At 70.5% G+C, this 23,133-nt stretch carries 17 protein-coding genes; 6 read left to right on the forward strand and 11 right to left on the reverse strand.

From position 1 onward, the window contains the following. Positions 1 to 81 precede the first annotated feature (81 nt). The 6 genes from AADR41_RS29435 to AADR41_RS29460 all read right to left on the reverse strand — a co-directional run bounded on the left by AADR41_RS29435 (position 82) and on the right by AADR41_RS29460 (position 8,016). Positions 82 to 1,305 (reverse strand): ATP-grasp domain-containing protein, encoded by a 1,224-nt coding sequence (locus AADR41_RS29435; RefSeq protein ID WP_342284472.1) that lies wholly within the window; start codon positions 1,303 to 1,305, stop codon positions 82 to 84. A gap of 43 nt (positions 1,306 to 1,348) precedes the next feature. Continuing rightward, entirely contained in the window at positions 1,349 to 2,971 is a 1,623-nt protein-coding gene (locus AADR41_RS29440) for a phosphotransferase (protein WP_342284474.1), read from the reverse strand. 14 nt (positions 2,972 to 2,985) lie between these two features. Continuing rightward, complete coding sequence (locus AADR41_RS29445) at positions 2,986 to 4,287, reverse strand: lysine N(6)-hydroxylase/L-ornithine N(5)-oxygenase family protein (RefSeq protein ID WP_342284476.1); 1,302 nt, start codon at positions 4,285 to 4,287, stop codon at positions 2,986 to 2,988. Between the two features lie 62 nt (positions 4,288 to 4,349). Beyond that, a complete protein-coding gene (locus tag AADR41_RS29450) occupies positions 4,350 to 5,522 on the reverse strand; it encodes an ATP-grasp domain-containing protein (RefSeq protein WP_342284477.1) in 1,173 nt (390 codons plus the stop codon). 2 nt (positions 5,523 to 5,524) lie between these two features. Continuing rightward, complete coding sequence (locus AADR41_RS29455) at positions 5,525 to 6,775, reverse strand: MFS transporter (protein ID WP_342284478.1); 1,251 nt, start codon at positions 6,773 to 6,775, stop codon at positions 5,525 to 5,527. After that, entirely contained in the window at positions 6,772 to 8,016 is a 1,245-nt protein-coding gene (locus tag AADR41_RS29460) for an ATP-grasp domain-containing protein (protein WP_342284480.1), read from the reverse strand. Before AADR41_RS29460 ends, AADR41_RS29455 begins: the two co-directional genes overlap by 4 nt. A gap of 499 nt (positions 8,017 to 8,515) precedes the next feature. On the opposite strand from AADR41_RS29460, the gene AADR41_RS29465 reads away from it, so the two are divergent. Beyond that, a complete protein-coding gene (locus tag AADR41_RS29465; RefSeq protein ID WP_342284482.1) occupies positions 8,516 to 10,543 on the forward strand; it encodes a thioredoxin domain-containing protein in 2,028 nt (675 codons plus the stop codon). A 34-nt stretch (positions 10,544 to 10,577) separates the two neighbouring features. Here the strand turns inward: AADR41_RS29465 and AADR41_RS29470 are convergent, their stop codons facing one another. Together AADR41_RS29470 and trhA are read right to left on the reverse strand one after the other, a co-directional pair. Beyond that, positions 10,578 to 11,210: a TetR/AcrR family transcriptional regulator gene (locus tag AADR41_RS29470; RefSeq protein ID WP_342284483.1), complete on the reverse strand. Its 633-nt coding sequence runs from the start codon at positions 11,208 to 11,210 to the stop codon at positions 10,578 to 10,580. 51 nt (positions 11,211 to 11,261) lie between these two features. Further along, a complete protein-coding gene (trhA, locus tag AADR41_RS29475; protein ID WP_342284484.1) occupies positions 11,262 to 11,960 on the reverse strand; it encodes a PAQR family membrane homeostasis protein TrhA in 699 nt (232 codons plus the stop codon). 233 nt (positions 11,961 to 12,193) lie between these two features. On the opposite strand from trhA, the gene AADR41_RS29480 reads away from it, so the two are divergent. Further along, the gene (locus AADR41_RS29480) at positions 12,194 to 14,026 is read left to right on the forward strand and encodes a phosphoenolpyruvate carboxykinase (GTP) (RefSeq protein ID WP_342284485.1); all 1,833 of its coding nucleotides are present in this window, start codon (positions 12,194 to 12,196) and stop codon (positions 14,024 to 14,026) included. A gap of 284 nt (positions 14,027 to 14,310) precedes the next feature. Continuing rightward, the gene (locus AADR41_RS29485; RefSeq protein ID WP_342284486.1) at positions 14,311 to 16,053 is read left to right on the forward strand and encodes an Ig-like domain repeat protein; all 1,743 of its coding nucleotides are present in this window, start codon (positions 14,311 to 14,313) and stop codon (positions 16,051 to 16,053) included. 235 nt (positions 16,054 to 16,288) lie between these two features. Here the strand turns inward: AADR41_RS29485 and AADR41_RS29490 are convergent, their stop codons facing one another. Then, entirely contained in the window at positions 16,289 to 17,404 is a 1,116-nt protein-coding gene (locus tag AADR41_RS29490; RefSeq protein ID WP_342284487.1) for a hypothetical protein, read from the reverse strand. A gap of 312 nt (positions 17,405 to 17,716) precedes the next feature. Between AADR41_RS29490 and AADR41_RS29495 the strand changes: the two genes are divergently transcribed. From AADR41_RS29495 to AADR41_RS29505, 3 genes are all read left to right on the forward strand, one after another. Next, positions 17,717 to 18,439, forward strand: a complete 723-nt coding sequence (locus AADR41_RS29495; protein ID WP_342284488.1) for a peptidylprolyl isomerase — start codon at positions 17,717 to 17,719, stop codon at positions 18,437 to 18,439. A 128-nt stretch (positions 18,440 to 18,567) separates the two neighbouring features. Beyond that, the gene (locus tag AADR41_RS29500; protein ID WP_342284489.1) at positions 18,568 to 20,040 is read left to right on the forward strand and encodes a DUF2079 domain-containing protein; all 1,473 of its coding nucleotides are present in this window, start codon (positions 18,568 to 18,570) and stop codon (positions 20,038 to 20,040) included. Between the two features lie 44 nt (positions 20,041 to 20,084). After that, on the forward strand, positions 20,085 to 21,200 hold the full coding sequence (locus tag AADR41_RS29505) for a tetratricopeptide repeat-containing glycosyltransferase (protein ID WP_342284491.1): 1,116 nt from the start codon (positions 20,085 to 20,087) through the stop codon (positions 21,198 to 21,200). A 114-nt stretch (positions 21,201 to 21,314) separates the two neighbouring features. On the opposite strand, the gene AADR41_RS29510 is transcribed toward AADR41_RS29505, so the two are convergent. Beyond that, positions 21,315 to 21,719, reverse strand: coding sequence for an SCO4983 family protein (locus tag AADR41_RS29510; RefSeq protein WP_342284493.1), 405 nt, complete (start codon positions 21,717 to 21,719; stop codon positions 21,315 to 21,317). Positions 21,720 to 21,832: 113 nt separating this feature from the next. Continuing rightward, positions 21,833 to 23,044, reverse strand: coding sequence for a pyridoxal phosphate-dependent aminotransferase (locus AADR41_RS29515; RefSeq protein WP_342284494.1), 1,212 nt, complete (start codon positions 23,042 to 23,044; stop codon positions 21,833 to 21,835). Positions 23,045 to 23,133 lie beyond the last annotated feature (89 nt).

Genomic DNA, 23,133 nt, shown 5'->3' on the forward strand with positions numbered 1-23,133 from the left:
CCGCCCCCCCCCCCCCCCCCCCCCCCCCCCCCCCCCCCCCCCCCCCCCCCCCCCCCCCCCCGCGGCGGGCACACCGGTGCTCTAGACCGGTTCGACGTCCAGGACGTAGACGCGGGCCAGGTCCTCGACGCGTTTGGCCACGAGCGCGGCGTCCGCCGTGGCGAGGAACACCAGACCGGTGGTCGAGGCCGAGTGCAGCCGGGAGCCGATGACATCGCCCACCCGGGTGGACATCCGGGTCTCGATCACGTCCGGCACGGCCGCCAGCTCGTCGGGGGTGGAGATGCGCACGACCCGGCCGGGGCGCACCGGAAGGTCGCAGTTGGCGATGACGCCCTCCCGGAGCGGCGCCACCGGTCCGCTCACACCGGCCGGACGGCCGAGCGCGGTGTCCATGAAGACCCGCCACAGGTCGATGCCGTACTTCATCCTCACCGCGTCGACGATTCCGCCGCCGGCCGGGCGGCAGGAGATCTCACCGATCACGAACCCGTCCCCGGTCCGGAACAGCTCCATGTGCGTCACACCGCTCTCCAGCCCCAGGGCGTCCACCGTGGCCCGGTGCAGATCGCGGATCACCGCCACGTCCGGATCCTCCTCGGGGAGCAGGTACGAGCCGGTGAAGTCGTCCGTGTGGCCGAGAAGAGGCATGAAGTAGCGCTGTACGGCGGCGAATTCGACGTTGCCGTCGGAGACCACCCCGTCGCAGTGGTACTCGCCCTCCATCTCGACGAACCGTTCGACCAGCAGCGGGCACGCCGCGCGCCGCAGACCGTCCGCGGCGGGCGAGGCCAGCAGCTCGGCCAGTTCCCGGTCCGAGGACACGGCGAAGGTGTTCATCGAGCCGGTGCCCAGCGCCGGCTTGACGACCACCGGCCAGCCCAGTTCGGCGGCCGCGGCGGGGGCCTGCGCGAGTGCTCCGATCACCCGGTACGGGGCGACCGGCAGACCCGCCGCGGCCAGCGCCGACTTCATCACCGCCTTGTGGGAGAAGCGGTTGGCCGTCTCGAAGCCGATCCCGCCCAGACCCAGGAACGACCGCAGGTACCCGCCGGCGGGCAGGCTGCGCTCGGAAGGGGCCACCACGTGGTCGACCGGCCGGCGGGACATGAGGTCCAGTGCCACCCGGCGGACGGCGGTCAGGTCGGCGATGTCGTCGACGAAGTGCAGGCGGACATCGGGCGCGTACATCCGGGCGTACGCGCTCTCGGTGACGACGTCGATCTCGACGTCGGGGGCGGCCGCGCGCAGCCGGTCCACCGCCTCCGCCTTGCCGGAGTTGACCATCAATACGTGCTCGGGCATGCCCCGCTCCTTCTGTTCGGTCGTCCTGACCTGCGGTGCCGGTTCATCGCAGCTGTGTCCGCGCACGGTCGAGGTACCACAGGACGTAGGCGTACACAGCGAGCCAGGCGCGCGGTGTGGCGAGCGCCCGTTCGTACTTCAGCCAGCCGGCCAGGGCGTTCGCCGCGCCGATGTACAGCCTGGCGCGCAGAACCGGCGGCTCGTCCTCGGGTCCGAGGCCGGCGACCAGACGGTCCTCCAGCCTCCTCAGGCCCTCGTCCACGGCGAACGGTGTCGTCAGACCGGAGAGGTCGAGCACGCCGTCCGGCTCCGCGGGCAGCTCCGGCAGGAGGGCCCCGGTCGTGCCGTCGGCGACGGCCTGCAGCAGGCCGCTCATCGGCAGCGCGCTGTGCAGCAGGGTGGCGAAGTCGTAGCTGGGGTCGCCGAACCCGATGTCCGGCCGGTCCCGGCCGTCCCAGACGGTGCGCGGGTCGACGAACACCGGCGAACCGTCCGCGCGCCGCAGCATGTTCTTCAGGTGCACATCACCATGGACCAGACAGCCGGAGCCGGGCAGCAGCGAGGGCGCGGCGCCGTCCAGCCACCGCGTCAGCTCCGTGTAGCCCGGCAGCCGGGCACCGGTCGGCAGGATCACGTCCGCACCGAGCACCCCGGCCGGATCCCAGCCGGGGAAGAAGGCCAGGAACGTGCTGACGAACCCCTCGTGCTCCCGCACGGCGTGGAAGCGCTCCCGCAGCAGGTAGTCGGCGACGCTGGGCCGTTGCTGCCGCGTCGTCGCCGCGTACAGGTCGCCCAGGAGCCGGAGGTGGGGTTCGAGCGCCGGCACGGTGTCCTCGGCGAGGACGAATTTCGTCGCGTCGGCGAAGACGACGTTGTCGAGGGTGAGCGGTTCGACCTGCTCCATCAGGGACGTCGCCTGCCCGCCCTCGCGGTGCACACCGTGCAGCAGGGGGAACAGCGGGGCGGCCCCCCGGTCCGTGAGCAGGGCGTTGACCTCGGAGACGAACGCGGTCTCCGCGTCGATCACCTCGCGCGGGCCCACCTTGGCCACCAGCGGGGTGCCCGCCTCGAAGGCCACGATGCCCCGCGAGTCCGCGCCGTTCGCGTAGGCGTCCGTCACCCCGGCCGACACGGAATCGGGGTCGGCCCCGGCGGCCTCGGCCCACTCACGGAGGCGGTCGGTGGTGAGGAGGTCGATGACCGCGCGCGTGTGGGCCACGCTGTCGGCGATGTCGGTGACGAGGAGCCCGTCGCGCTCTCCGCCGAGCACCATGGTCCAGCGCAGCAGGAACCGGCCCTCATCGAGGTCGGTGTGCGGCAGCGCCGCGGCGTCGTCCTCGGTGAACCGGGCGATGACGCGGCTGAGTTCACCCAGATGAGCGTGTTTCTCGGCAGGTTCGGTGCTCGCCGCGGCGACGTCGATGCCGAGCCGGGACAGCCCGGCCGAGGCATTCGACAGCAGCAGCATCTGGCTGGTGCAGCCCGAGAGCCGGCGGTGCCGTTCGCCGACCCCGTGGCCGGGATAGGCGAACACCACGGTCACCGCACCCTGCGGAAGCGGCATGCCGTGCCTCTCGAACACGGCCTGGACGGTGGCGCGTTCCTCGTCGGACGCGATCCGGGTGGCGCCGTGCAGACCTGGGTCCACCGTGGTCGGGATGGTCATGTATCTCGGTGCTCCTAACGAGACTCGACGGACGCGTTCTCGGTGATGGACTGGACGATCTCGGCGGCCCGCAACGGCATCAGGGAGAGCAGCACCTCGCTGAACCCGTGTGTGGCCTCCGCGTACCCCTGAAGGTAGATCCGCGGCAGGAAGCCCTCGGCGCTCTCGATGGCGTAGTCACGCCGGATCGCGTACCGCTGAGGGGTCTCCATGCGCAGGTGCTCGTCGACGGCGGCGAGCGCGGGAATCGGCATCGGGTAGCGGTACCCGGTGGCGAGGACGACGGCGTCGGACTCGACCTGGCTGGTCTCGCCGCTGTCGAGGTGGAAGTAGGTGGCCACCGCACGGCCGTCGGCCGAGCGGGCCCCGACCAGTTCGGTGAACCTGTGCAGGGCGAGCGAGTCGGTCCCGGCGGACTGGTCCTCGTAGTACTCGCGGTAGATCTGCGGAATGACGTCGTAGCTCACGCCCGTGTGGGCGGCCAGGCCGTAGTCGTCGATTATCTTCTGCCGGAACTCGCTGTCCTGACGGTGGAACCAGTCGGGGAACTCCGGCAGGAACAGTTCGTTGACGAAGTGGGTGTCGTCCTCGGGACGCATGGCGAAACCACGGATGTTCGTGGTGATCCGGGCGTTGGGATACGTCCGGCGCACGTGCATGAACACATCGGCGGAGGTCTGGCCGGAGCCGACGATGTTGAAGTGGTGCGGTGCGGAACGGTCGTCGAACGTGCGGGCCAGCCGCTCCCGGGTCTCGGAGGCGTGGAACACCCGCTCACCGGGTTCGGCCCCGTCGGGGACGTGCGGGGTGCCGCCGGGCGCGATCAGCAGATTGCGGGTGAGCATCGCGGACGTCTCCCCGGTGCTCCGGTCCCGCGAGACCACCCGGAGCAGCTCCGTGCCGCCGCCCTCGGCGGGTACGGGGGTGACGTCGAGGACCTCGGTGTTCCACCGGACCTGCTTGTCGAACTGCGCGGCCGCCCACGCGTAGTAGTCGTTGAACTCCACGCGCGTCGGATAGAAGGTGCGCAGGTTGATGAACTTCCCCAGCCGGCCGGGGCCCTGCTCCGAGAGGTAGTTCAAGAAGGTGTAGCGGCTGCGCGGGTTGCGCATCGTGATGAGGTCCTTCGTGAAGGACACCTGCATCTCCGCCCCGGGGAACATGAGTCCCGGGTGCCACGCGAAGGCGGGTTTGCGGTCGAGGAAGACCGCGTCGAGCGGCTGGTCGCACTCCTCCAGCGCGATGGCGACGGCCAGGTTCGAGGGGCCGAAACCGATGCCGACAATGTCATGGATCTCGGATTCGCCGGGTAGCACGGTGGTCTCTTTCCTGTAGTGGTGATCAGACTGTGTCGGGGCGGCGCGGACGGGCCGGCCGGTCAGCCGCGCCGGCAGAGGGCGCGGATCCGCTCCTCGATCTGTTCCTCGTCGGCGCCCTCCACCAGGAGGCGGGCCTTTCCGTCCACCGCGTCGACGGGATCACGCCGCCGCTCGGCCTCCTTCGCTGCGGAGAAGTCGACCAGCCAGTCCGGCCGGTGGGCCGGCGCACACGGCTCCGGTCCACCGGTCCACAACAGCCAGCCGGTGCGGGCGGCCCCGCTGGCCGGTTCCCGCGGCGCCGTCCACAGCCCCGCGGCCAGCAGGCAGGCGGCCCGGGACAGATCGATCCCGTAGGTGTGCCGGACGGCGTTCTTGATCAGTGCCCCGCCGGTCCGGCAGGCCACCTCGCCCGCGAAGAACGTGCCCGAGCCGTCCTCCAGGAACTCCATGTGCAGCACATGGACCCCGTGGTCCCGGGGAAGGGCGGCGACGAACCGCTCGGCGGCGTCGGTGAGCAGCTTCGCGCGGGGCGAGTCCGCATCGAGCATCACCGAGCCCAGATTGTGGGTGCGGAACAGGTGCGGCGGGCTGAGATAGCGCGACGGCGAGACCAGGAGCACCGAGCCGCCGTCGACGAGTACGTCCACGTGGTGGACCGTGCTCTCGATGTACTGCTCGGCCATCAGGGCGCCGCTGTGCAGGGCGGTGAGCAGGCCGGGGTCCTCCAGGCAGGCCTGCCGCACCGCCTGCGCGTCGGGCAGCACCCGCACTCCGGCCGATCCCGCGCCGTCACGGGGCTTGACGACGACGGTGCCGAGTTCCTCCTGCGCCGCGCGCAGATCCGCGTAGCAGCGCACCTCGCGGTACGGCACGGCGGGCACCGGACCCCCGTCGAACAGCTGCTTCATGGCGATCTTGTCCCGGAACCGCAGCGCCAGGGCCGAACCGGTACCGGGAATGCCGAAGAGGGTCCGCGCCTCGGCGGCGCGCAGGACGTCGTCCTCGGAGTTCACGAAGATCCGGTCGGGCCGGTCGGCCTCGCACAGCCGGAACAGCTCGGCGGTCGTGGCCCGTGCCTCGTAGTCGGCCGCCACCGTCACCCGGCGGACCCCGGCGGCGAGGTCCTCGGTCCGGCGCACGCTGTCGGCCGAGGTGAGCAGGGTGATCCGGGTCTCGGGGGAGGCCTCCCTGAGCCAGTGGTCGTAGTCCGCGGTCGAGTGGGGCCGTTGCATGATCAGGATGTGGATGTCCGTGCTCCTTCAGCCGTGGCGAGGCGATGGTCGAGTCGGGCGACGGGCAGGGGCAGCAGGAGGGCCGCGCCGAGCAGCAGCGCGGCGAGCGCGGCCCATCCGGCCACGCCCCAGCCGAGTACGACGACGGTGACGAGGGGCGGGCCGAGCACGTCCTGGGCGCTGTTGCCCAGCGCGAAGATCGAGAGGTATTCGGCCTTGCGGTGCTCCGGCGCGTATTTGTACGAAAGTTCCCAGGCGCCGACCGACTGCCACAGTTCCCCCGCGGTCAGCAGCACGGTCGCGACCACGAGCACGGCGCAGGCGAACAGCGTGCCCAGCGGAGCCGCCGCGACGGCGAACATCGCGCAGGAGGCGATCAGCGCGAGTCCGGCCAGGCGCATGGCGCGCAGGCCCCCGCCCTCGCGTTCGGCCCCCTTGGCGAGCGGGACCTGGAAGAGGACGGCCAGCACGGTGTTCAGCACCACCAGGGCCGAGACCAGCGCCGTGGGGGCGTCCGTCTCCCGGACGGTCCACAGCGGAAGGGCCACCGCCAGGACGGGCATGTGCACCGCGAGTACGCAACTCACCGCGGTGAGCCCGAGATAGCGCCGGTCGGTGAATCCGTGCAGAAAGCTCAGACCGCCCCGGCGCACGGGCGGCGGCGCCGTCGGCACCTTCAACCGCGCGAGCAGCAGCGCGGCGAACACGAACGACGCGGCGTCGACGAGAATGATCGTCCGGTACGCCAGGGCCGAACCGTCGGCCATCAGCGGAGCGGTGAGCAGGGCGCCGAGGGAGAACCCGACATTGCGGACCGAGCGCATGGTCGCCATGGCGCGCGTGCGGTCCTTGCTCGGCACCGCGACCGACACGACCGCCTGGCTCGCCGGCGACACCGCGCGCTCGACCACGCCCAGGAGCGCCGACACCACGAAGAACGCGACCGGCCCGTGGACGAAGGCGAGCGCCGAGAACCACAGCGCACGCCAGAGCTGATACGCGATCAGCATCCGCTTGGCGCCCCACCGGTCGGCGAGCACCCCCAGCGGCACCGTCGCCAGGAAGGCGGTCAGGCCGGTCGCGGCCAGGCCCAGACCCACCTGGGCGTCGCTCAGACCGATCACGCGGATGAAGAAGATCGTGGACCCGGCCAGGTAGAAGCCGGTACCGACGGAGTCGAGCAGCGCGACGAGGGCGAACGACCGGCCGGCCGAGGACTCCGGGACGTAACTCCGCAGCAGCCGGGCGATCATGAGGTGCGGACGTCGATCAGCCCGGCCGCGGCGGCCGCGTTCCGTGCGGCGTGCTCGCCGTCCTCGCCGGTCGCCAGCACATGGCCGATCCGGTCCCACGAACTCGCCAGCTCGCCGACGGCCGTTCCTGGTTCCGCGGCGAGTTCGACCTCGTGCACGCCGTCCGAGGCCCGGCTCTGCGCCAGCCCCGTGACGCCCCGCACCACACCTGGTCGCGCGGACAGGAACCGGATGGCCGCGCCCCGGAGGTCCGGGCCGCGCCCGGGCGGGCCGGACCCGCCCAGAACGGCCAGCAGATCGGCCACGATGCGGCCGCCGTGGGCGAGGTCGATCAGCAGGTCGATGCTGTCGCCCGGCAGCCTGCCCGCGCACTCGACGAGGTGCGGCCGCACCCCGTCGACCAGAATCCATTCGGCGTGCAGGACGCCGGAGCCGAATCCGGCCGATTCGACCAACAGCCCCATGAGCCGGGTCAGTTCCCCGGCCACGCCCGGTGGGAGCGAGGCGGGCACGACATGGCCGAGCTCCACCGGCGCCGGACCCGGGTGCAGGAGTTTCCCGGTGACGTTCACGAACAGGAGCTCACCGCGGTCGACCAGGCACTCGACGCTGACCTCCGGCCCGAACAGCCTTTCCTCGACGAGGAATCGGCCCGGCCCGGCGTGCGGTGACCGCATCTTCGGCTCACCGGCCGTCGTCGTCGCCTGCCACGCCGACGACACGTCGTCGTCCTCGTCGAGCAGCCGGACTCCCAGGCTGGCCTGCAGATCGGCGGGCTTCAGCACGCATCGGCCGCCGTGCTCGGACCGGAAGTCGAGGACGTCCCGCGCACTCCCGGCCGTCCGCCAGCGGGGCTGCGGCAGTCCGGCGGAATCCGCGTGGGCGCGCAGGGCGGTCTTGTCGCGCAGGATCGCCGCGGCCCGGGTGCCCGCGCCGGGCAGCCCCCATGCCTCGGCCAGCGCCGCCGCGGCGACCACGCCGTACTCGGTCGCCGGAACGACGGCGCGGACCTGCCCGGGTCTGGGGAGCGCGCGCACCGTCCCGGCGGGGTCCTGCTCGTTCTGGACCGGTGCGTGGACGACCTGCGCAACGCACGGATGGCGCGCGGCCCTTCGGTGTACGTCACGGACGGCGGCGACGTGTTCGTCCTCCACCACGAGCACGGACCGTGCCGGCAGAAGACCGTCGAGGTCCGAGATCAGACCCTTGCTGAATCCGCACAGGACATGGGTGATGTCCACGCAGTACTTCCCCCCCCCCCAGGAGTAACAGCGAATGCCGGGCGATGACTTGACGTGCCCGGCGCCGTGGGTTAACCCCACGTTCATCTTCCGTGTGCTTCTCGTTCACCCTAGCGATCAAGCTCGGGCCGTGAAAGTGAAATACTCGCAAAGTCGTTCGGTTTTGCCGCAGGTTCCACGGCGCGGCCGTACCGGGGGCGCGCATTCTCCGGGCCGTCCGCCGCCGGAAGCCGAGCGGCTCCCGAGTGCTCCGGCAGCCGGCCGGGGGCGCGGCCGGGACCGCTCCGAGCCCGGGGCGACCGGGGGCCGTAGCGTTCCGCGCCGATCTGCGTATGCGTCCACGCGGGTGCCGCCATCCCGGCGGTCATGGCCACCTCCTTCGAGGAGCCTCGGAGGGAGCCGCCCGCCACATGACGCCCCACACGTGCAATTCGGCCGGGCGGGGCGGGCTCGCGAGGGTTTCGCCGGTCGCGCCAGGTGCTGTGAGAGGCTGGATCGCATGAACCGGTTGGCTGGCGTGACCTCGCCGTATCTGCTTCAGCATGCTGACAATCCGGTCGACTGGTGGCCCTGGGAGCCCGCGGCCTTCGAGGAGGCCCGGCGGCGCGACGTACCCGTTCTGCTGTCGGTCGGCTACAGCGCATGCCACTGGTGTCACGTCATGGCGCACGAGAGCTTCGAGGACGAGGCCGTCGCCGCCTACATGAACGAACACTTCGTCAACGTCAAGGTGGACCGCGAGGAGCGCCCCGACGTGGACGCCGTCTACATGGAGGCCGTGCAGGCCGCCACCGGGCAGGGCGGCTGGCCCATGTCCGTCTTCATGACGCCGGCCGGCGAGCCCTTCTACTTCGGTACGTACTTCCCGCCCGAGCCCCGGCACGGGATGCCCTCCTTCCGGCAGGTGCTCGAAGGCGTCCACAGCGCCTGGACGGAACGGCGCGCGGAGGTCGGGGAGGTCGCCGGGAAGATCACCCGCGATCTGGCGGAACGGCAGCTGGAGCACGGGGACGGCGGGCTCCCCGGCGAGGCGGAGCTGGCACGGGCGCTGCTGGGCATCAGCCGGGAGTACGACCCCCAAAGCGGCTGGCTCGGCTCCGGCGACACCAGGTTCCCGCCGGGCATGACGATCGAGTTCCTGCTGCGGCACCACGCCCGGACGGAGTCCGCCGGCGCGCTGGAGATGGCCGAGGGACTGTGCGGGGCCATGGCACGGTCGAGCCTCTTCGACCAGCTGGGCGGGGGCTTCCACCGGTACGTGCTGCGCCAGCGGCCCGGGGGCACCCTGGTGCCCCACTTCGAGAAGATGCTCTACGACAACGCGCTGCTCTGCCGCGTCTACGCGCACCTGTGGCGGACCACCGGCTCGGAGCAGGCCCGCCGGGTCGCCCTGGAGACCGCCGACTTCATGGTCCGCGAACTGCGCACCGCCGAGGGCGGTTTCGCCTCCGCGCTCGACGCCGACAGCGAGGACGGCGACGGGCGGCACGTCGAGGGCGCGTACTACGTGTGGACGCCCGCACAGCTGCGGGAGGCCCTCGGCGACCAGGACGCCGCCTTCGCCGCGGAGTACTTCGGAGTGACGGAGGAGGGCACCTTCGAGGAGGGGTCCTCGGTGCTCCGGCTCGCGCCGGAGGGCGCCGGGGCGGACCCGGACCGGGTCGCCCGGGTGCGGGCCGCGCTGCTCGCCGCCCGTGCACCGCGCCCGCACCCGGGCCGGGACGACAAGGTGGTCGCCGCCTGGAACGGCCTGGCGATCGCCGCGCTCGCCGAGACCGGGGCGTACTTCGACCGGCCCGACCTCGTCGAGCGCGCCACCGAGGCCGCCGACCTGCTGGTCCGGGTGCACCTGGGCGACGTCGCCCGGCTGGACCGCACGTCCAAGGACGGGCGCCCCGGCGGGCACGCCGGGGTCCTGGAGGACTACGGCGACGTGGCCGAGGGCTTCCTCGCGCTGGCCGCGGTCACCGGCGAGGGCGTCTGGCTGGAGTTCGCCGGCTTCCTGCTCGACATCGTGCTCCAGCACTTCACCGGCGAGGGCGGCCGGCTGTACGACACGGCGGACGACGCCGAGCAGCTGATCCGCCGCCCGCAGGACCCCACCGACAACGCGACCCCGGCGGGCTGGACGGCGGCGGCCGGGGCGCTCCTGTCGTACGCCGCGCACACCGGCTCCGAGGCCCACCGCACCGCCGCGGAGGGCGCGCTCGGCGTGATCAAGGCGCTCGGGCCGCGCGCCCCCCGGTTCACCAGCTGGGGACTCGCCGTCGCGGAGGCGCTGCTGGACGGGCCGCGCGAGGTCGCCGTCGCCGGACCGGTCGGCGGTGAGCTGCACCGCACGGCGCTGCTGGGAACGGCACCGGGCGCGGTGGTGGCGGCGGGGGAGACGGGCGGCGCCGAGTTCCCGCTGCTCGCGGACCGGCCGATGGTCGGCGACGCGCCGACGGCGTACGTGTGCAGGCACTTCGTGTGCGACGCGCCGACGACGGACGCACAGGAGCTGGCGCGGAGTCTCGGCGGCCGGTGACGTCCGCCGGGTGGACCGGGGGCCCGGCCCCCGGTCAGAGCCTCAGGCCGCCCTCCAGGGTGTCCAGGGCCCGGCCGGTCATCGCGACGAGGTCGCCCTCCTGGCCCTGCTCGCCCCAGTACAGCGTCACCTCGCGCAGCGTGCCCAGCACCGCCGCGACGAACACCCGGACCGCCAGATCACCGGGCTCGCGGCCGGTACGGGCGGCGATCGCCTCGGCCAGCGCCCCGGCCGTGCCCGACATGATCCGCGTCATCCGGGCCCGGACGGCCGGCACCTCCACCATCAGCCGGGTCCGCTGCCGCAGCTCCTGCTCCCCGGTCGCCAGGAACTCCGCGAGCACCTCGGCCAGGACGTGCCGGAGCGAATCCAGCGGCGGTTCCCCGGCGGGGCGACCGCGCAGGGCGGCCGCCAGCACCCGGTCGTACTCGTCGGTGAGGACGATGTCCTCCTTGGCCGGGAAGTACCGGAAGACGGTGCTGGGCGACACCTCGGCCGCCGCCGCGATCTGCTCCACCGTCGTCGCCTCGTACCCCTGCTCGGCGATCAGCCGGTACGCGGCCTGCCGGATCGCGGTCCGGGTCCGGAGCTTCTTCCGCTCGCGGAGTCCCGGCTGCGGGGGCGTTCCCGGAGCGGAAACGGAAGGGGTACGGGAGGTGACGGCCATGACCGTCATTGTCCGGCATCGGCGGGGCGACCGCACCGGTCGGGGTGCTGCTCAGTGGTGGTTGTAGGCCACCAGGGAGATGCCGACGTAGTGCACCACGAAGGCCGCCAGGGTCAGTGAGTGGAACACCTCGTGGAAGCCGAACCAGCGCGGCGAGGGATTGGGCCGCTTGATGCCGTAGATGACGCCCCCGGCGCTGTAGAGCAGCCCGCCGACGACGACCAGCACCAGCACGGCGATCCCGCCGGTGCGCATGAAGTCCGGCAGGAAGAAGACCGCGGCCCAGCCCATCGCCAGGTAGCAGGGCGTGTAGAGCCAGCGCGGGGCGCCGACCCAGAACACCCGGAAGGCGATCCCCGCCGCGGCGGCCGCCCAGACCGCCCACAGCAGCGGTGTCCCGGTGGACTCGGGGAGCAGCAGCAGGGTCAGCGGGGTATAGGTGCCCGCGATGATCAGGAAGATGTTGGCGTGGTCGAGCCGGCGGAGCACCGCCTCGCCGCGCGGACCCCAGGTGCCCCGGTGATAGAGCGCGCTCACACCGAACAGCAGGCACGCGGTCAGGGTGTAGATGCCGCAGGCGATCCGGCCGACGGAGCTGTCGGTGAACGCGATCAGCACCACCCCCGCGACGATCACGGCGGGAAACATCCCGGCATGCAGCCAGCCGCGCATGCGCGGCTTCAGCGGGGCGGGATCGGACTCGGCTGGTTCCAGCCCGGCGGACCCGGGCGCGGTGGCGGCAGCAGTCATTCCCGCATCGTACCTACGCGACCGTAGGTACGGCCTCCCCCCGTGGGCGCAGCCGATACGAGTGGCAATGCTCACGTGTGCGCCCCCCTGGACATATGGGCGAAACGGTCGGATGATCAAATGAGTGCGGTCGGCACCGGATGAGCGCCAACGGGATTCGAAGGGGTAGAAGCATCCGGGTCGCAGCCCCCACGGGGCAACTACCAAACAGATACCCTCAACAAGGAGCGATCGTGGCGCGCGACATCGCGGCTCCCTTCACCGTCCCCACCGATCACCAGGAGCTCGTCTCCTGGGTGAACGAGATCGCAGCGACAACCGAGCCGGACCGGGTGGTCTGGTGCGACGGCTCCGACGCCGAGTACGAGCGCCTGTGCGGGGAGCTCGTGGCCAAGGGCACGTTCACCAAGCTGGACGAGACCAAGCGCCCGAACTCGTACTACGCCGCGTCCGACCCGAGCGACGTCGCCCGTGTCGAGGACCGTACGTTCATCTGCTCCGAGAAGGAGGAGGACGCCGGCCCGACGAACCACTGGAAGGCCCCCGCCGAGATGCGGGAGATCTTCACCGGTGAGAACGGTGTCTTCCGCGGCTCGATGCGCGGTCGCACCATGTACGTCGTCCCCTTCTGCATGGGCCCCGTCGGCTCCCCGCTCTCCGCGATCGGCGTCGAGATCACCGACTCCGCCTATGTCGCCGTCTCGATGCGCACCATGACCCGCATGGGACAGGCCGTCCTGGACGAGCTGGGCACCGACGGCTTCTTCGTCAAGGCCGTCCACACGCTGGGCGCACCCCTGGCGGAGGGCCAGGAGGACGTTCCCTGGCCGTGCAACACCACCAAGTACATCTCGCACTTCCCCGAGGACCGCGAGATCTGGTCCTACGGCTCCGGCTACGGCGGCAACGCCCTGCTCGGCAAGAAGTGCTACGCGCTGCGCATCGCCTCCGTCATGGCGCGTGACGAGGGCTGGCTCGCCGAGCACATGCTGATCCTCAAGCTCACGCCGCCGAAGGGCGAGTCCGAGGCCCCCAAGTACATCGCGGCCGCGTTCCCGTCCGCCTGTGGCAAGACCAACCTCGCCATGCTGGAGCCGACGATCCCCGGCTGGACCGTGGAGACCATCGGCGACGACATCGCCTGGATGCGCTTCGGCGAGGACGGCCAGCTGTACGCGATCAACCCGGAGGCGGGCTTCTTCGGCGTCGCGCCCGGCACCGGCGAGCACACCAACGCCAACGCGATGAAGACCATGTGGGGCAACTCCGTCTTCACCAACGTCGCGCTCACCGACGACGGCGACGTGTGGTGGGAGGGCATGACGGAGACCGCTCCGGCCCACCTCACCGACTGGAAGGGCAACGACTGGACGCCCGCGTCCGACACCCCGGCCGCCCACCCCAACGCCCGCTTCACCGTCCCGGCCGGCCAGTGCCCGATCATCGCCCCGGAGTGGGAGGACCCGAAGGGCGTGCCGATCTCGGCGATCCTCTTCGGCGGCCGCCGCGCCTCGGCCGTCCCGCTGGTCACCGAGTCCTTCACCTGGCAGCACGGCGTCTTCCTCGGGGCCAACGTGGCCTCCGAGAAGACCGCCGCCGCCGAGGGCAAGGTCGGCGAGCTGCGCCGCGACCCGTTCGCCATGCTGCCGTTCTGCGGCTACAACATGGGCGACTACATGAACCACTGGGTCAAGGTCGGTGCCGCCAAGGACCAGGCCAAGCTGCCGAAGATCTACTACGTGAACTGGTTCCGCAAGAACGACGCGGGCAAGTTCGTGTGGCCCGGCTTCGGGGAGAACAGCCGCGTCCTGAAGTGGATCGTCGAGCGCCTCGAAGGCAGGGCCGAGGGCGTCGAGACCCCGATCGGCATCCTGCCGGCCAAGGGCTCCCTCGACACCGACGGCCTGGACCTGTCCGAGTCCGACCTGGACTTCCTGCTCGACGTCGACAAGGAGATCTGGCGCGAGGAGGCGGCGCTGATCCCCGACCACCTCAACACCTTCGGCGACCACACGCCGAAGGAGCTGTGGGACGAGTACCACGCGCTGGTCCGGCGCCTGGGCTGACGCCCCGGGCGCACCCCCGCGGGTGCGCCCCGCACACCCCCGCGGCCGGGCCTCGGACATCCGCCCTGACCTGTGGGGTCGACAGCCCGCCGCGGTACGGCCCCCGGAATCCCCTCACGATTCCGGGGGCCGCCCCCTTTTCTCGCCCCTTTGCTGCCCTTTCATGGCGAATGTCCGAAGATCCCCCAGGGGTTGCGCACAAGACCTGCACAACGCTTCGATGTTTCTTCACAACGCCTCCGGCTGGGTCGGCCGGAGGCCAACGGAGCCTGTGGGGGACTCAGTTGAGGAAGAATCAGCACCAGCGACGTATCGCGGCGACACTGGCCGCGCTGACACTCGGCGCCGCGGGGCTCACCGCCCTCGCGCCGCCCGCCGCCTTCGCGGCCGGCGGCCCGGCGGCCGGGGACACCGTGGCCAAGCTGCCGATCTCGTCGTACTCGGCCATGGTCGTCGACTCGGTGCACGAGCGGGTCTACATCACGGACGACCGCCGGAACCAGTACGCCAACCAGGTTCACGTCTACAACTTCCAGGGCCAGAAGGTGGGTTCGCTGCCCACCGCGTCCGCGCCGTCCGGGATGGCACTGAGCGCGGACGGCGGAACGCTCCACGTCTCGCAGTCCTCGGGCATCCTCGCCTTCGACACCGTGACCCAGGAGCGCACCGGTTTCACGTACTCCGCGTACGACGTGCCCTGTCCGCGCGACGTCGCCTTCGCGGGCGGCAAGGAGTGGCACACCGAGACGCCGTACCTCACCACCGAGTGCGAGAACCGCCAGACCTGGCTGTACGGCACGGCGGGCGACCGGTCCACCGGCACCGGATGGAACGGTGCGGGCCGGCTGCGGCTGACCAGCGGCCCCGAGGCCCCGGACCGCGTCGTGATGGCGCAGGCCCGCAGCACCGGCGAGGCCAACCCCTTCCTCACCACGTTCGACGCGAGCGGCGACACGCTGGTGCGCGGCCCGGAGCGCCGGTTCGCGGACGCCGAGGGGCGGGGCGCGCTCGACATGAGGGATGTGGCGCAGTCCCCCGACGGCCGGCGGATCGCCGTAGCCGACGCCGCGTACGGCACCCGGCTGCTGGACGCGGCCGACCTGTCCGACGCGCCGGCCGGGTACCAGCCGCTGCCCGAGGGGGCCGTGGCGTCCGCCGTGGCGTTCAGCGGCGACGGCGCCCATGTGGCGCGGGGCGCCGCCGCGACCGGGAGCGCGGCCGACCTGCTCGTGCAGCCGGCCGACCCGGCGGCCGGTACGGCGCCGCTGGAGTTCGCCTTCGAGGGCGCGCTCGACGGGGACCGGATCGCGCCGCGCGGGCTGGGCTGGTCGAAGGACGGCTCGCGGCTGTTCGCCGTCACCACCAACACCTACGGCAACGAGTACTGGCTGCATGTCATCCAGCCCCCGGCCGCCCAGTACGACTCCCGCTTCACCGGAGCGCTCTCCACCACCCCGGGCCGGCCCGTCGTCGGCGAACCGGTCGGGATCAGGGGCCGGCTGGAGCTGGACGGGCCCGCGCCCGCCGAACCGGTCAGGGTGTCGGCGCTGCGGCACGACGCGAACGGCGACCGCAGGCTCGCCCCCGTCGAGGTCGACGCCGACGGATCGTTCACCGTCCTCGACGTACCGTCGCTGGTCGGCGACGCCACCTACACCGTCTCGTTCACCGGTGACGTCACCCACCGTCCGGCCGAGGACACCACGCTCGCCGTCACGGTCGAAAAGGCCCCGACCGCCATCGCCCTCACCGCCCCGGCGGAGGCGACGAAGAGCGCCGGGCTGACGATCACCGGCACCCTGACCGGCCAGGGGCGGCCGCTGCCCGCCGGGATCACCCTGTCCGTGGTGCGCACCGACCGGAAGGGCGCCGGCACGCTGACCTCGGCCGCCGTCGCCGCCGACGGCACGTTCACCATCAACGACCTGCCCCGCGCCACCGGCCAGGTGACGTACGAGGTCGGCTACGCCGGTGACGCCCTGCACGGCGGGTCGACGGCGTCGGCGACCGTGCGCGTCCGGCAGTAGTCGGGCGGCTTCCCGTCGGGCGGGCCGGGAGCCCGGCGCGCCCGACGGGGCTGAGAAGGCGCCCCGCATCCGCGGACCTGTCGGTGGCCGGTTGAGGGGCACGCGGGTTGGCGGCGACGGGGTAGTTGCCGCGAACCACTCGCGGCGGGACATGCACCGCGCCGCAGGGCGCACGCACGTGTGCCGTGCCCGGATGATCCCGGGCACGGCACATCTCAGACGGATCCTGACGAGGTCAGGACTCCTTCATGCTCTTCGAGAGTCCCTTCTCGATTGCGTCCGCCGTCGTCCTGTTGAGGTCGAGGCTGTTCAGCAGCTGGTCCAGCGTGTCCCGGTAGCTGGACTGCTGGCTCCCGTTCAGCGGCTGCTCGTTCACGCGCGGCGGCTCGGCGCCGGCCAGGGTCGCGTGGGGCACCTGCATGTTGGCCGGTACCCATGTCGCGTCGCCGCATTGGAGCTGCTGAGGCTCGCCGCCCGACAAGGTGCATGCGAGTGAGAAGACATCTCCGTCGGTGGTGACCACCTGGAACCTGACGACGTTGTTGTGCTCGGTGACCGTGATGCCACAGGGGTTGGGCGGGTAGCCGTTGGTGGTGAGGGGCGTCCACACGTACGGCGGGACCGTGTTGAAGTCAACAACACCCCCGAACGCCGACCCGTCGGGGGCCAGCACCGCCTTGACCTCTCGCTCGGCGTCGGTCTGGAAGGAGTCGATGGAGACGCACGGGCCGGTCGCACCGGTCGCACCGGTCGCACCGGTCGCACCGGTGGCTCCCGTGGCTCCCGTGGCGCCGGTCGCACCGGTCGCTCCCGTGGCGCCGGTGGCTCCCGTGGCGCCGGTCGCACCGGTGGGGCCGGTGGGGCCGGTGGCGCCGGTGGCGCCGTTCTCGCCGTTCTGGCCGGTCGCGCCGGTCGCGCCGGTCGCGCCGGTCGGTCCCGTGGGTCCGGTTGCGCCGTTCTCGCCGTTCTCACCCGTGGCGCCGGTCGGTCCGGTCGCTCCCGTGGCGCCGGTCGGCCCCGTGGCGCCGCGCGGACCCGTCGGCCCGGTGGGCCCGGTGGGTCCGCGCTTGCCCTTCTCCTCCTTGCACTTGTCCCTGTCGTGCTTGTTCTTGTGGTTGTCGCAGCACTCGTCCCTGTCGTTCTTGCCCTTCTTGTTCTCGCACTTGTCACCGCCCATAAGCACAGGCCGGTTCATCTCGCTCGGAGAGAAGGCGTTCTGGGCGGCCGCCACCACAGGGCTGGAGAAGCCCAGCACGACGAGGCTCAGCGTTGCCATCGCACCGCCGGCCAGCCACCTGCGACCGCGGGGCACCGGGCCCAGGCGTGAGGGGGTCCTGTTCTCAGGACTCATGAGTTTGCTCCTTGGGGAACCGAATGGAGTGGTCTTGATGAGGCATGCAGAGCCTCTGACCCAACACTCGGGTGCATATGCAAGAAAGTGCGCCAGGCACACCAGAAGTTCAGGCGATCGGCAGAATGATGAAGGGGGTCGAAAGGGGGGGGTGGTTCCGAAGAGTTGGGCCATTCGGACCCGCAGTGGTTTCAGTTCCGAGCGAGTGTCGGCGCAGTCGAAGTCTGGACGGGTGGATACGCTCTTCGTGCTTTATCGGCTCCCACTTGCCAAATCGAGGCTCGAATGTCCGTCAGGGATTTTCAAGGAAAGATGAATTTCTTCATCAGGGCCAGGAAACGCGTTACTGAGGTGGTGATGGTCGCGCTCGCCGTAACTGCGACGTGTTCAGGGCTGACATGGGCGGCGGTCTCCCTGACGGGATACAGCGTCGACGCCAAGCCGCCGGTCACGTGCTCATACAATCTCACCGGCGGCGCAAAGCCCGTGGGAGTTCCCACTTTCGATGCGTCGGCCGCGACTCGGCCATACACGGCAGAAATCGTGACCAACCGGGGAACCGTCACCTTCGAGGCTCTGACCGGCAAGGCGCCCTGCACCACCAACTCCTTCTCCTTCCTGGCGCGGAAGGGGTACTACGACGGCAGCATGTGCCATCGCGTCACGACCCGAGGGGTTTACGTATTGGACTGCGGTGACCCCGAGGGGAAAGGCGCGGCAGATCCTGGGTACTTCTTCCAGGATGAAAATCTGGACGGAGCCGAATATTCGGCCGGCACCTTGGCGATGTCCAAGGCGGCTCCCGGAAGGAACGGCAGTCAGTTCTTCATCAGTTATGCCGATCCTCATGTCCCCATGTCGTCCGAGTGGACTCCATTCGGGAAAGTCGTGAGTGGATTGGATGTGCTGAAGGAGATCGCCGGAAATGGGACTCAGGACGGATCCTCCGACGGAAGGCCGAAGAGGGATGTCGTCATCAAGTCGGTAACGGTGCGACAAGAATCGGTCAATGCCCCTCGCGAGAAGCGCGGGTGACTCCATCACGCCCCAGGTGTGCCGCTGTTCGGAGTATTCTGCGCGCGCACACGGCGGCTCACGGCCAGGCCTTGAAGGCTGCTGGCATCTTGAGGTATTCAAGGTCGGTTTTCCGGAAGGAATAAGTCATGCAAGCCCCACCCGCCGACAGTGCCACGCTCCCGGTGCAACAAAATCCAACTGTGGACGAAGGGCCGGTAGTCGAGCCGTCTCGGGGGAGCCGCTCCGACAGCCCGTGGTGGATCTGGGCCCTGGCGGGAGCGCTGTTCTTCACGTACGCGACGTTGTCCCTGCGTATCCATCAGCGCATGCTCTCCCACAGTTTCGACCTGGGAATCTTCGAACAGGTCGTCCGCTCCTACGCGCATGGGCACCTGCCCGTCTCCGAGGTCAAGGGGCCGGACTTTCCCATTCTGGGAGACCACTTCTCTCCCATTCTGGTCCTGGTGGTACCTGTCTACTGGCTGTGGCCGTCGGCGATGGCCCTGCTCGTGGTGCAGGCGGCGTTGATTGCCGCGAGCGTTCTGCCCCTGACCTTCTGGGCGCGCCGAGCGCTGGGTTCCCGCGCCGCCGCAGTCATCGGGGTCTGCTACGGCCTCTCCTGGGGTCTCGCGAGCGGGGTCGGCTCCGACTTCCATGAATGGGCCTTCGCCGTCCCCCTTCTCGCGTGCTCACTCACCGCTCTCGCGACGGGCCGGATGCGTGCCGCGGTCTGCTGGGCTCTGCCCCTGCTGCTGGTGAAGGAGGACCTCGGGCTCACCGTGGTCGTGATCGGCCTCGTCGTCGCCCGGCGTGGCGACCGCAAGCTAGGGATCACAACCGCCGCAATCGGCCTGGCCGGGGCACTGCTGGCGACGACGGTCATTCTGCCGGCCTTCAGTCCGAGCGGGTCCTACGACTACTGGGGCTTCCTGAATGGCTCGGAAGGCGGTGAGGGCGGGCTGACGCATCTGCTGTACAGGAGCACGATCGGTCTCATCACCCCCGAGGCCAAGATCTCGACGCTCCTGCTCGTGCTGGCCCCGACGCTGTTCCTGGCCCTGCGGTCCCCGTTGATGTGGATCGCGGTGCCGACCCTGACGTGGCGGGCTGCCTCGGAGCTCAGCACCCACTGGGGCACCGTCTACCACTATTCGCTCACTCTGATGCCGATCGTCTTCGCGGCCTTCATCGACGCCTTGATCCGGCGGAACCCGAGCAGGAGCAGCCTGCGCCGCTACCTCGCCGGCTCCGCTGCGATCACACTCCTGGTCCTTCCGCAGTATCCGTTCTGGCAGCTGGTCCAGCCGGCCACCTGGCGGGATGATCCCCGCATCGCTGTCGCCCACCGTCTGATGGACCGGATCCCTGACGGCGCCACGGTGCAGGCATCCAATGAGCTCGTGCCCCAGCTCACGAACCGTACGAGCGCCAGCCTCTACGGCTGGCCCGACAGCCGTCCCGACCCTCAGTGGATCATGGTGGACACCAAGGTGCCGGTCAGTCAGCGGTGGCCGCTGAACGTCTTTCAGGAACAGCAGGCCCTGGGCGCTGCGCGGGCACAGGGGTATCTCACCGTGAGCAACGAACAGGGCTTCGTACTGCTGAAGCGTCCGAGCTGACGTCGCGTCGTCGGTCTTCTACCTCACCGAGTTGGAGGTGACCCGTGAAAACAACGGTCTGCCTGAACATGATCGTCAAGAACGAGGCCCCGGTCATCAGACGCTGCCTCGAATCCGTGCGCCCTTTGATCGACACATGGGTCATCCTGGACACGGGATCGACCGACGGCACCCAGGACGTCATCCGTGACGTCTTCAGCGATCTGCCCGGCGCCCTGCATGAAAGTCCTTGGAAGGGCTACGACGGCAGTCGCAGCGAGGCGATCGACCTGGCGCGCGCCGAAGCGGATTATCTCCTGTTCATCGACGCCGACGACGAGATGGAGGTGGAGCCCGGCTTCCGCATGCAGGAGCTGACCCACGACGCCTACCGAGTCGCACTGCACGACGGACCCATCACCCACTGGCGCCCCGCTCTGGTCGCGACCCGGTTGCCCTGGCGCTACGTCGGCGTCCTGCACGAGTACATCGACTGCGGAACGCCGTACACCCTCGGGACACTCAAAGGCGCCAACATCCTCTCGGTGGGCGGCGGCGCACGCCTGAGAGGAGAAGGGGTACGGAAGAAGTACCTGCGCGACGCCAAGGTCCTTCAACAGGGTCTGATCAAGGAACCCGACAACTCCCGCTACGTCTTCTACCTCGCCCAGAGCTGGCGGGATGCCGGAGAGCCGAAGAGGTCACTGGCCGCCTACGACCGCCGGGCAGGCATGGGCGGCTTCGCGGAGGAAGTCTTCTGTGCCCACCTCTACGCCGCACGGCTTGCGGCAGAGCTCGGCAAGCGGCCGACCGAGGTGATCGACCGCTACCTCCGCGCGCACGAAAGCCGTCCTTCTCGCGCCGAAGCGCTCGGTGAACTCGCGCGCTACTGCCGCACGAACGGCCGGCGCTGGCCACTTGCGCACATGTTCGCGCAGCAAGCAGCGCAGATCCCGCACCCGGAAGACATTCTGTTCGTCGAGTTCGAGTGGTACGACTGGTGCTCGCTCGACGAACTCGCCGTAGCCGCTTACTGGACCGGAAACTATGAGGAGTCGGAGCGCTGCGGCCAACGCCTCCTCAAGAGCGGCAAGGTGCCTCCGGAGCACCGCGAACGCGTGGCCGGCAACCTCGAATTCGCCCGGCAGAAGCTGGGTTCGAGGGAACTCGTGAACGCCTGACCGGGGCCGCAGCAGGACCGGAACGGGGCCGGGCCCGGGGTCGTGCGGGCGGTCGGGTGCGGCAATCGGGTGGCACCCGGCCCACGCGCCTCGACGGCACGTGGACCGGGGCCGTCAGTGGGCGCCGACCAGTCGGGTCGAGGCGGCGGGTGCGGCGGCGAGCGCCGCGGTGTGGGCGTCCATGCGCTCGGCCGCGAGGATCGCGACGGCCGTGTCGGCGCGGGACGCGGCCACCACCAGAGCCCGCCCCGCGAGGGCGTGGGCGCGGCGGTGCAGCGCGGACGCGGGTGCGTCGGTCCGGCCGGCGTGCCGGGCGGGCGGCGCGCCGCGCAGCCTGGCGACCTGTTCGGCGATGCGGTCGCCCGCCTCGCCGGCGCCCAGCTCGTCGGTGACCGCGAGGAGCGCGGCCAGGTGCCCGGCGAGCTGGATGTCCAGCTCTTCCTCGCGGGAGCGGTGCGGGAAGTCGTCGGCGTGGTCGGCCGGTGTGTGGACCGATTTGGTGCGGATCGGTTCGTACATGGATGGCCTCCTGGTGTTGCAGTGGGACCATCCTACCTTGGATTCAGTCTAAAGTTGTTTGTCATCGATTCTGGTGTCCGCGGAATCCCCGGCGACAGGCCGCCGGCCGGCCGCTACGGCTGGCCGTAGCCGTCCAGGAAGTGCGCGATCCGGCTCACCGCGTCCGTCAGGTCCTCGGTCGTCGGCAGCGTCACCACCCGGAAGTGATCGGGCTCCGGCCAGTTGAACCCGGTACCGTGCACGACCATGATCTTCTCGGCCCGCAGCAGGTCGAGCACCATCTGCCGGTCGTCCTTGATCTTGTAGACCTTGGGGTCCAGGCGCGGGAAGAGGTACAGCGCCCCCTTCGGCTTCACGCAGGTCACGCCCGGGATCTGCGTCAGCAGCTCGTACGCGGTGTCCCGCTGCTCCAGGATCCGCCCGCCCGGCAGCACCAGGTCTTCGATCGACTGCCGCCCGCCGAGCGCGGTGGCCACGGCGTGCTGCGAGGGCATGTTGGCGCAGAGCCGCATGTTGGCGAGGATCGTCAGCCCCTCGATGTACGAGGAGGCGTGCGCCTTCGGACCGCAGACCGCCAGCCAGCCCGACCGGTAGCCGGCCACCCGGTAGTTCTTGGAGAGCCCGTTGAAGGTGAGCACCATCAGATCGGGCGCGATCGTCGCGGTCGGGGTGTGGGTGGCCCCGTCGTACAGGATCCGGTCGTAGATCTCGTCGGAGCAGACGACCAGGTTGTGGCGCCGGGCGATCTCCGTCAGCCCGCGCAGCATCTCGTCGTCGTACACCGCGCCCGTCGGATTGTTCGGGTTGATGATCACGAGGGCCTTGGTGCGGTCGGTGATCCTCCGCTCGATGTCGGCGAGGTCCGGCATCCAGTCGGACTGCTCGTCGCACCGGTAGTGCACGGCCGTGCCACCGGCCAGTGAAACCGAGGCGGTCCACAGCGGATAGTCCGGAGCCGGTACGAGGACCTCGTCCCCGTCGTCGAGCAGCGCCTGCATCGACATCTGGATCAGCTCGGAGACGCCGTTGCCCAGGTAGATGTCCTCGACGTCGAGGTCGATCCCCTTGGTCTGGTAGTGCTGCATCACCGCCCGCCGCGCGGACAGCAGCCCCTTCGCGTCGCCGTAGCCGTGCGCCCCGGAGAGGTTGCGCAGTATGTCCTCAAGAATCTCGGGCGGGCACTCGAACCCGAACGCGGCAGGATTGCCGGTGTTCAGCTTGAGGATGCGGTGTCCGGCCGCTTCCAGCCGCATCGCCTCCTCCAGAACGGGGCCCCGGATTTCGTAACAGACATTGGCGAGCTTCGTGGACTGGATGACCTGCATGCCAGGGAGCTTACGACCGCGTTGCCCCGGTTGCCCGGGCTTTCCCTCCCGGTTGCCCCACCCGGGTATCCCCGCCGCATCCCCCCGTC

Source organism: Streptomyces sp. CLV115 (assembly GCF_038448545.1).
Classification (GTDB): domain Bacteria; phylum Actinomycetota; class Actinomycetes; order Streptomycetales; family Streptomycetaceae; genus Streptomyces; species Streptomyces sanglieri.

Bases quoted from the DNA above. Each gene is read 5' to 3' on its own strand.
- AADR41_RS29495 (WP_342284488.1), top strand. From the start codon at position 17,717: ATGAATTTCTTCATCAGGGCCAGGAAACGCGTTACTGAGGTGGTGATG.
- AADR41_RS29500 (WP_342284489.1), top strand. From the start codon at position 18,568: ATGCAAGCCCCACCCGCCGACAGTGCCACGCTCCCGGTGCAACAAAAT.
- AADR41_RS29440 (WP_342284474.1), bottom strand. From the start codon at position 2,971: ATGACCATCCCGACCACGGTGGACCCAGGTCTGCACGGCGCCACCCGG.
- AADR41_RS29515 (WP_342284494.1), bottom strand. From the start codon at position 23,044: ATGCAGGTCATCCAGTCCACGAAGCTCGCCAATGTCTGTTACGAAATC.
- AADR41_RS29435 (WP_342284472.1), bottom strand. From the start codon at position 1,305: ATGCCCGAGCACGTATTGATGGTCAACTCCGGCAAGGCGGAGGCGGTG.
- AADR41_RS29510 (WP_342284493.1), bottom strand. From the start codon at position 21,719: ATGTACGAACCGATCCGCACCAAATCGGTCCACACACCGGCCGACCAC.
- AADR41_RS29490 (WP_342284487.1), bottom strand. From the start codon at position 17,404: ATGAGTCCTGAGAACAGGACCCCCTCACGCCTGGGCCCGGTGCCCCGC.
- AADR41_RS29450 (WP_342284477.1), bottom strand. From the start codon at position 5,522: ATGCAACGGCCCCACTCGACCGCGGACTACGACCACTGGCTCAGGGAG.
- trhA (WP_342284484.1), bottom strand. From the start codon at position 11,960: ATGACTGCTGCCGCCACCGCGCCCGGGTCCGCCGGGCTGGAACCAGCC.
- AADR41_RS29465 (WP_342284482.1), top strand. From the start codon at position 8,516: ATGAACCGGTTGGCTGGCGTGACCTCGCCGTATCTGCTTCAGCATGCT.
- AADR41_RS29470 (WP_342284483.1), bottom strand. From the start codon at position 11,210: ATGGCCGTCACCTCCCGTACCCCTTCCGTTTCCGCTCCGGGAACGCCC.
- AADR41_RS29455 (WP_342284478.1), bottom strand. From the start codon at position 6,775: ATGATCGCCCGGCTGCTGCGGAGTTACGTCCCGGAGTCCTCGGCCGGC.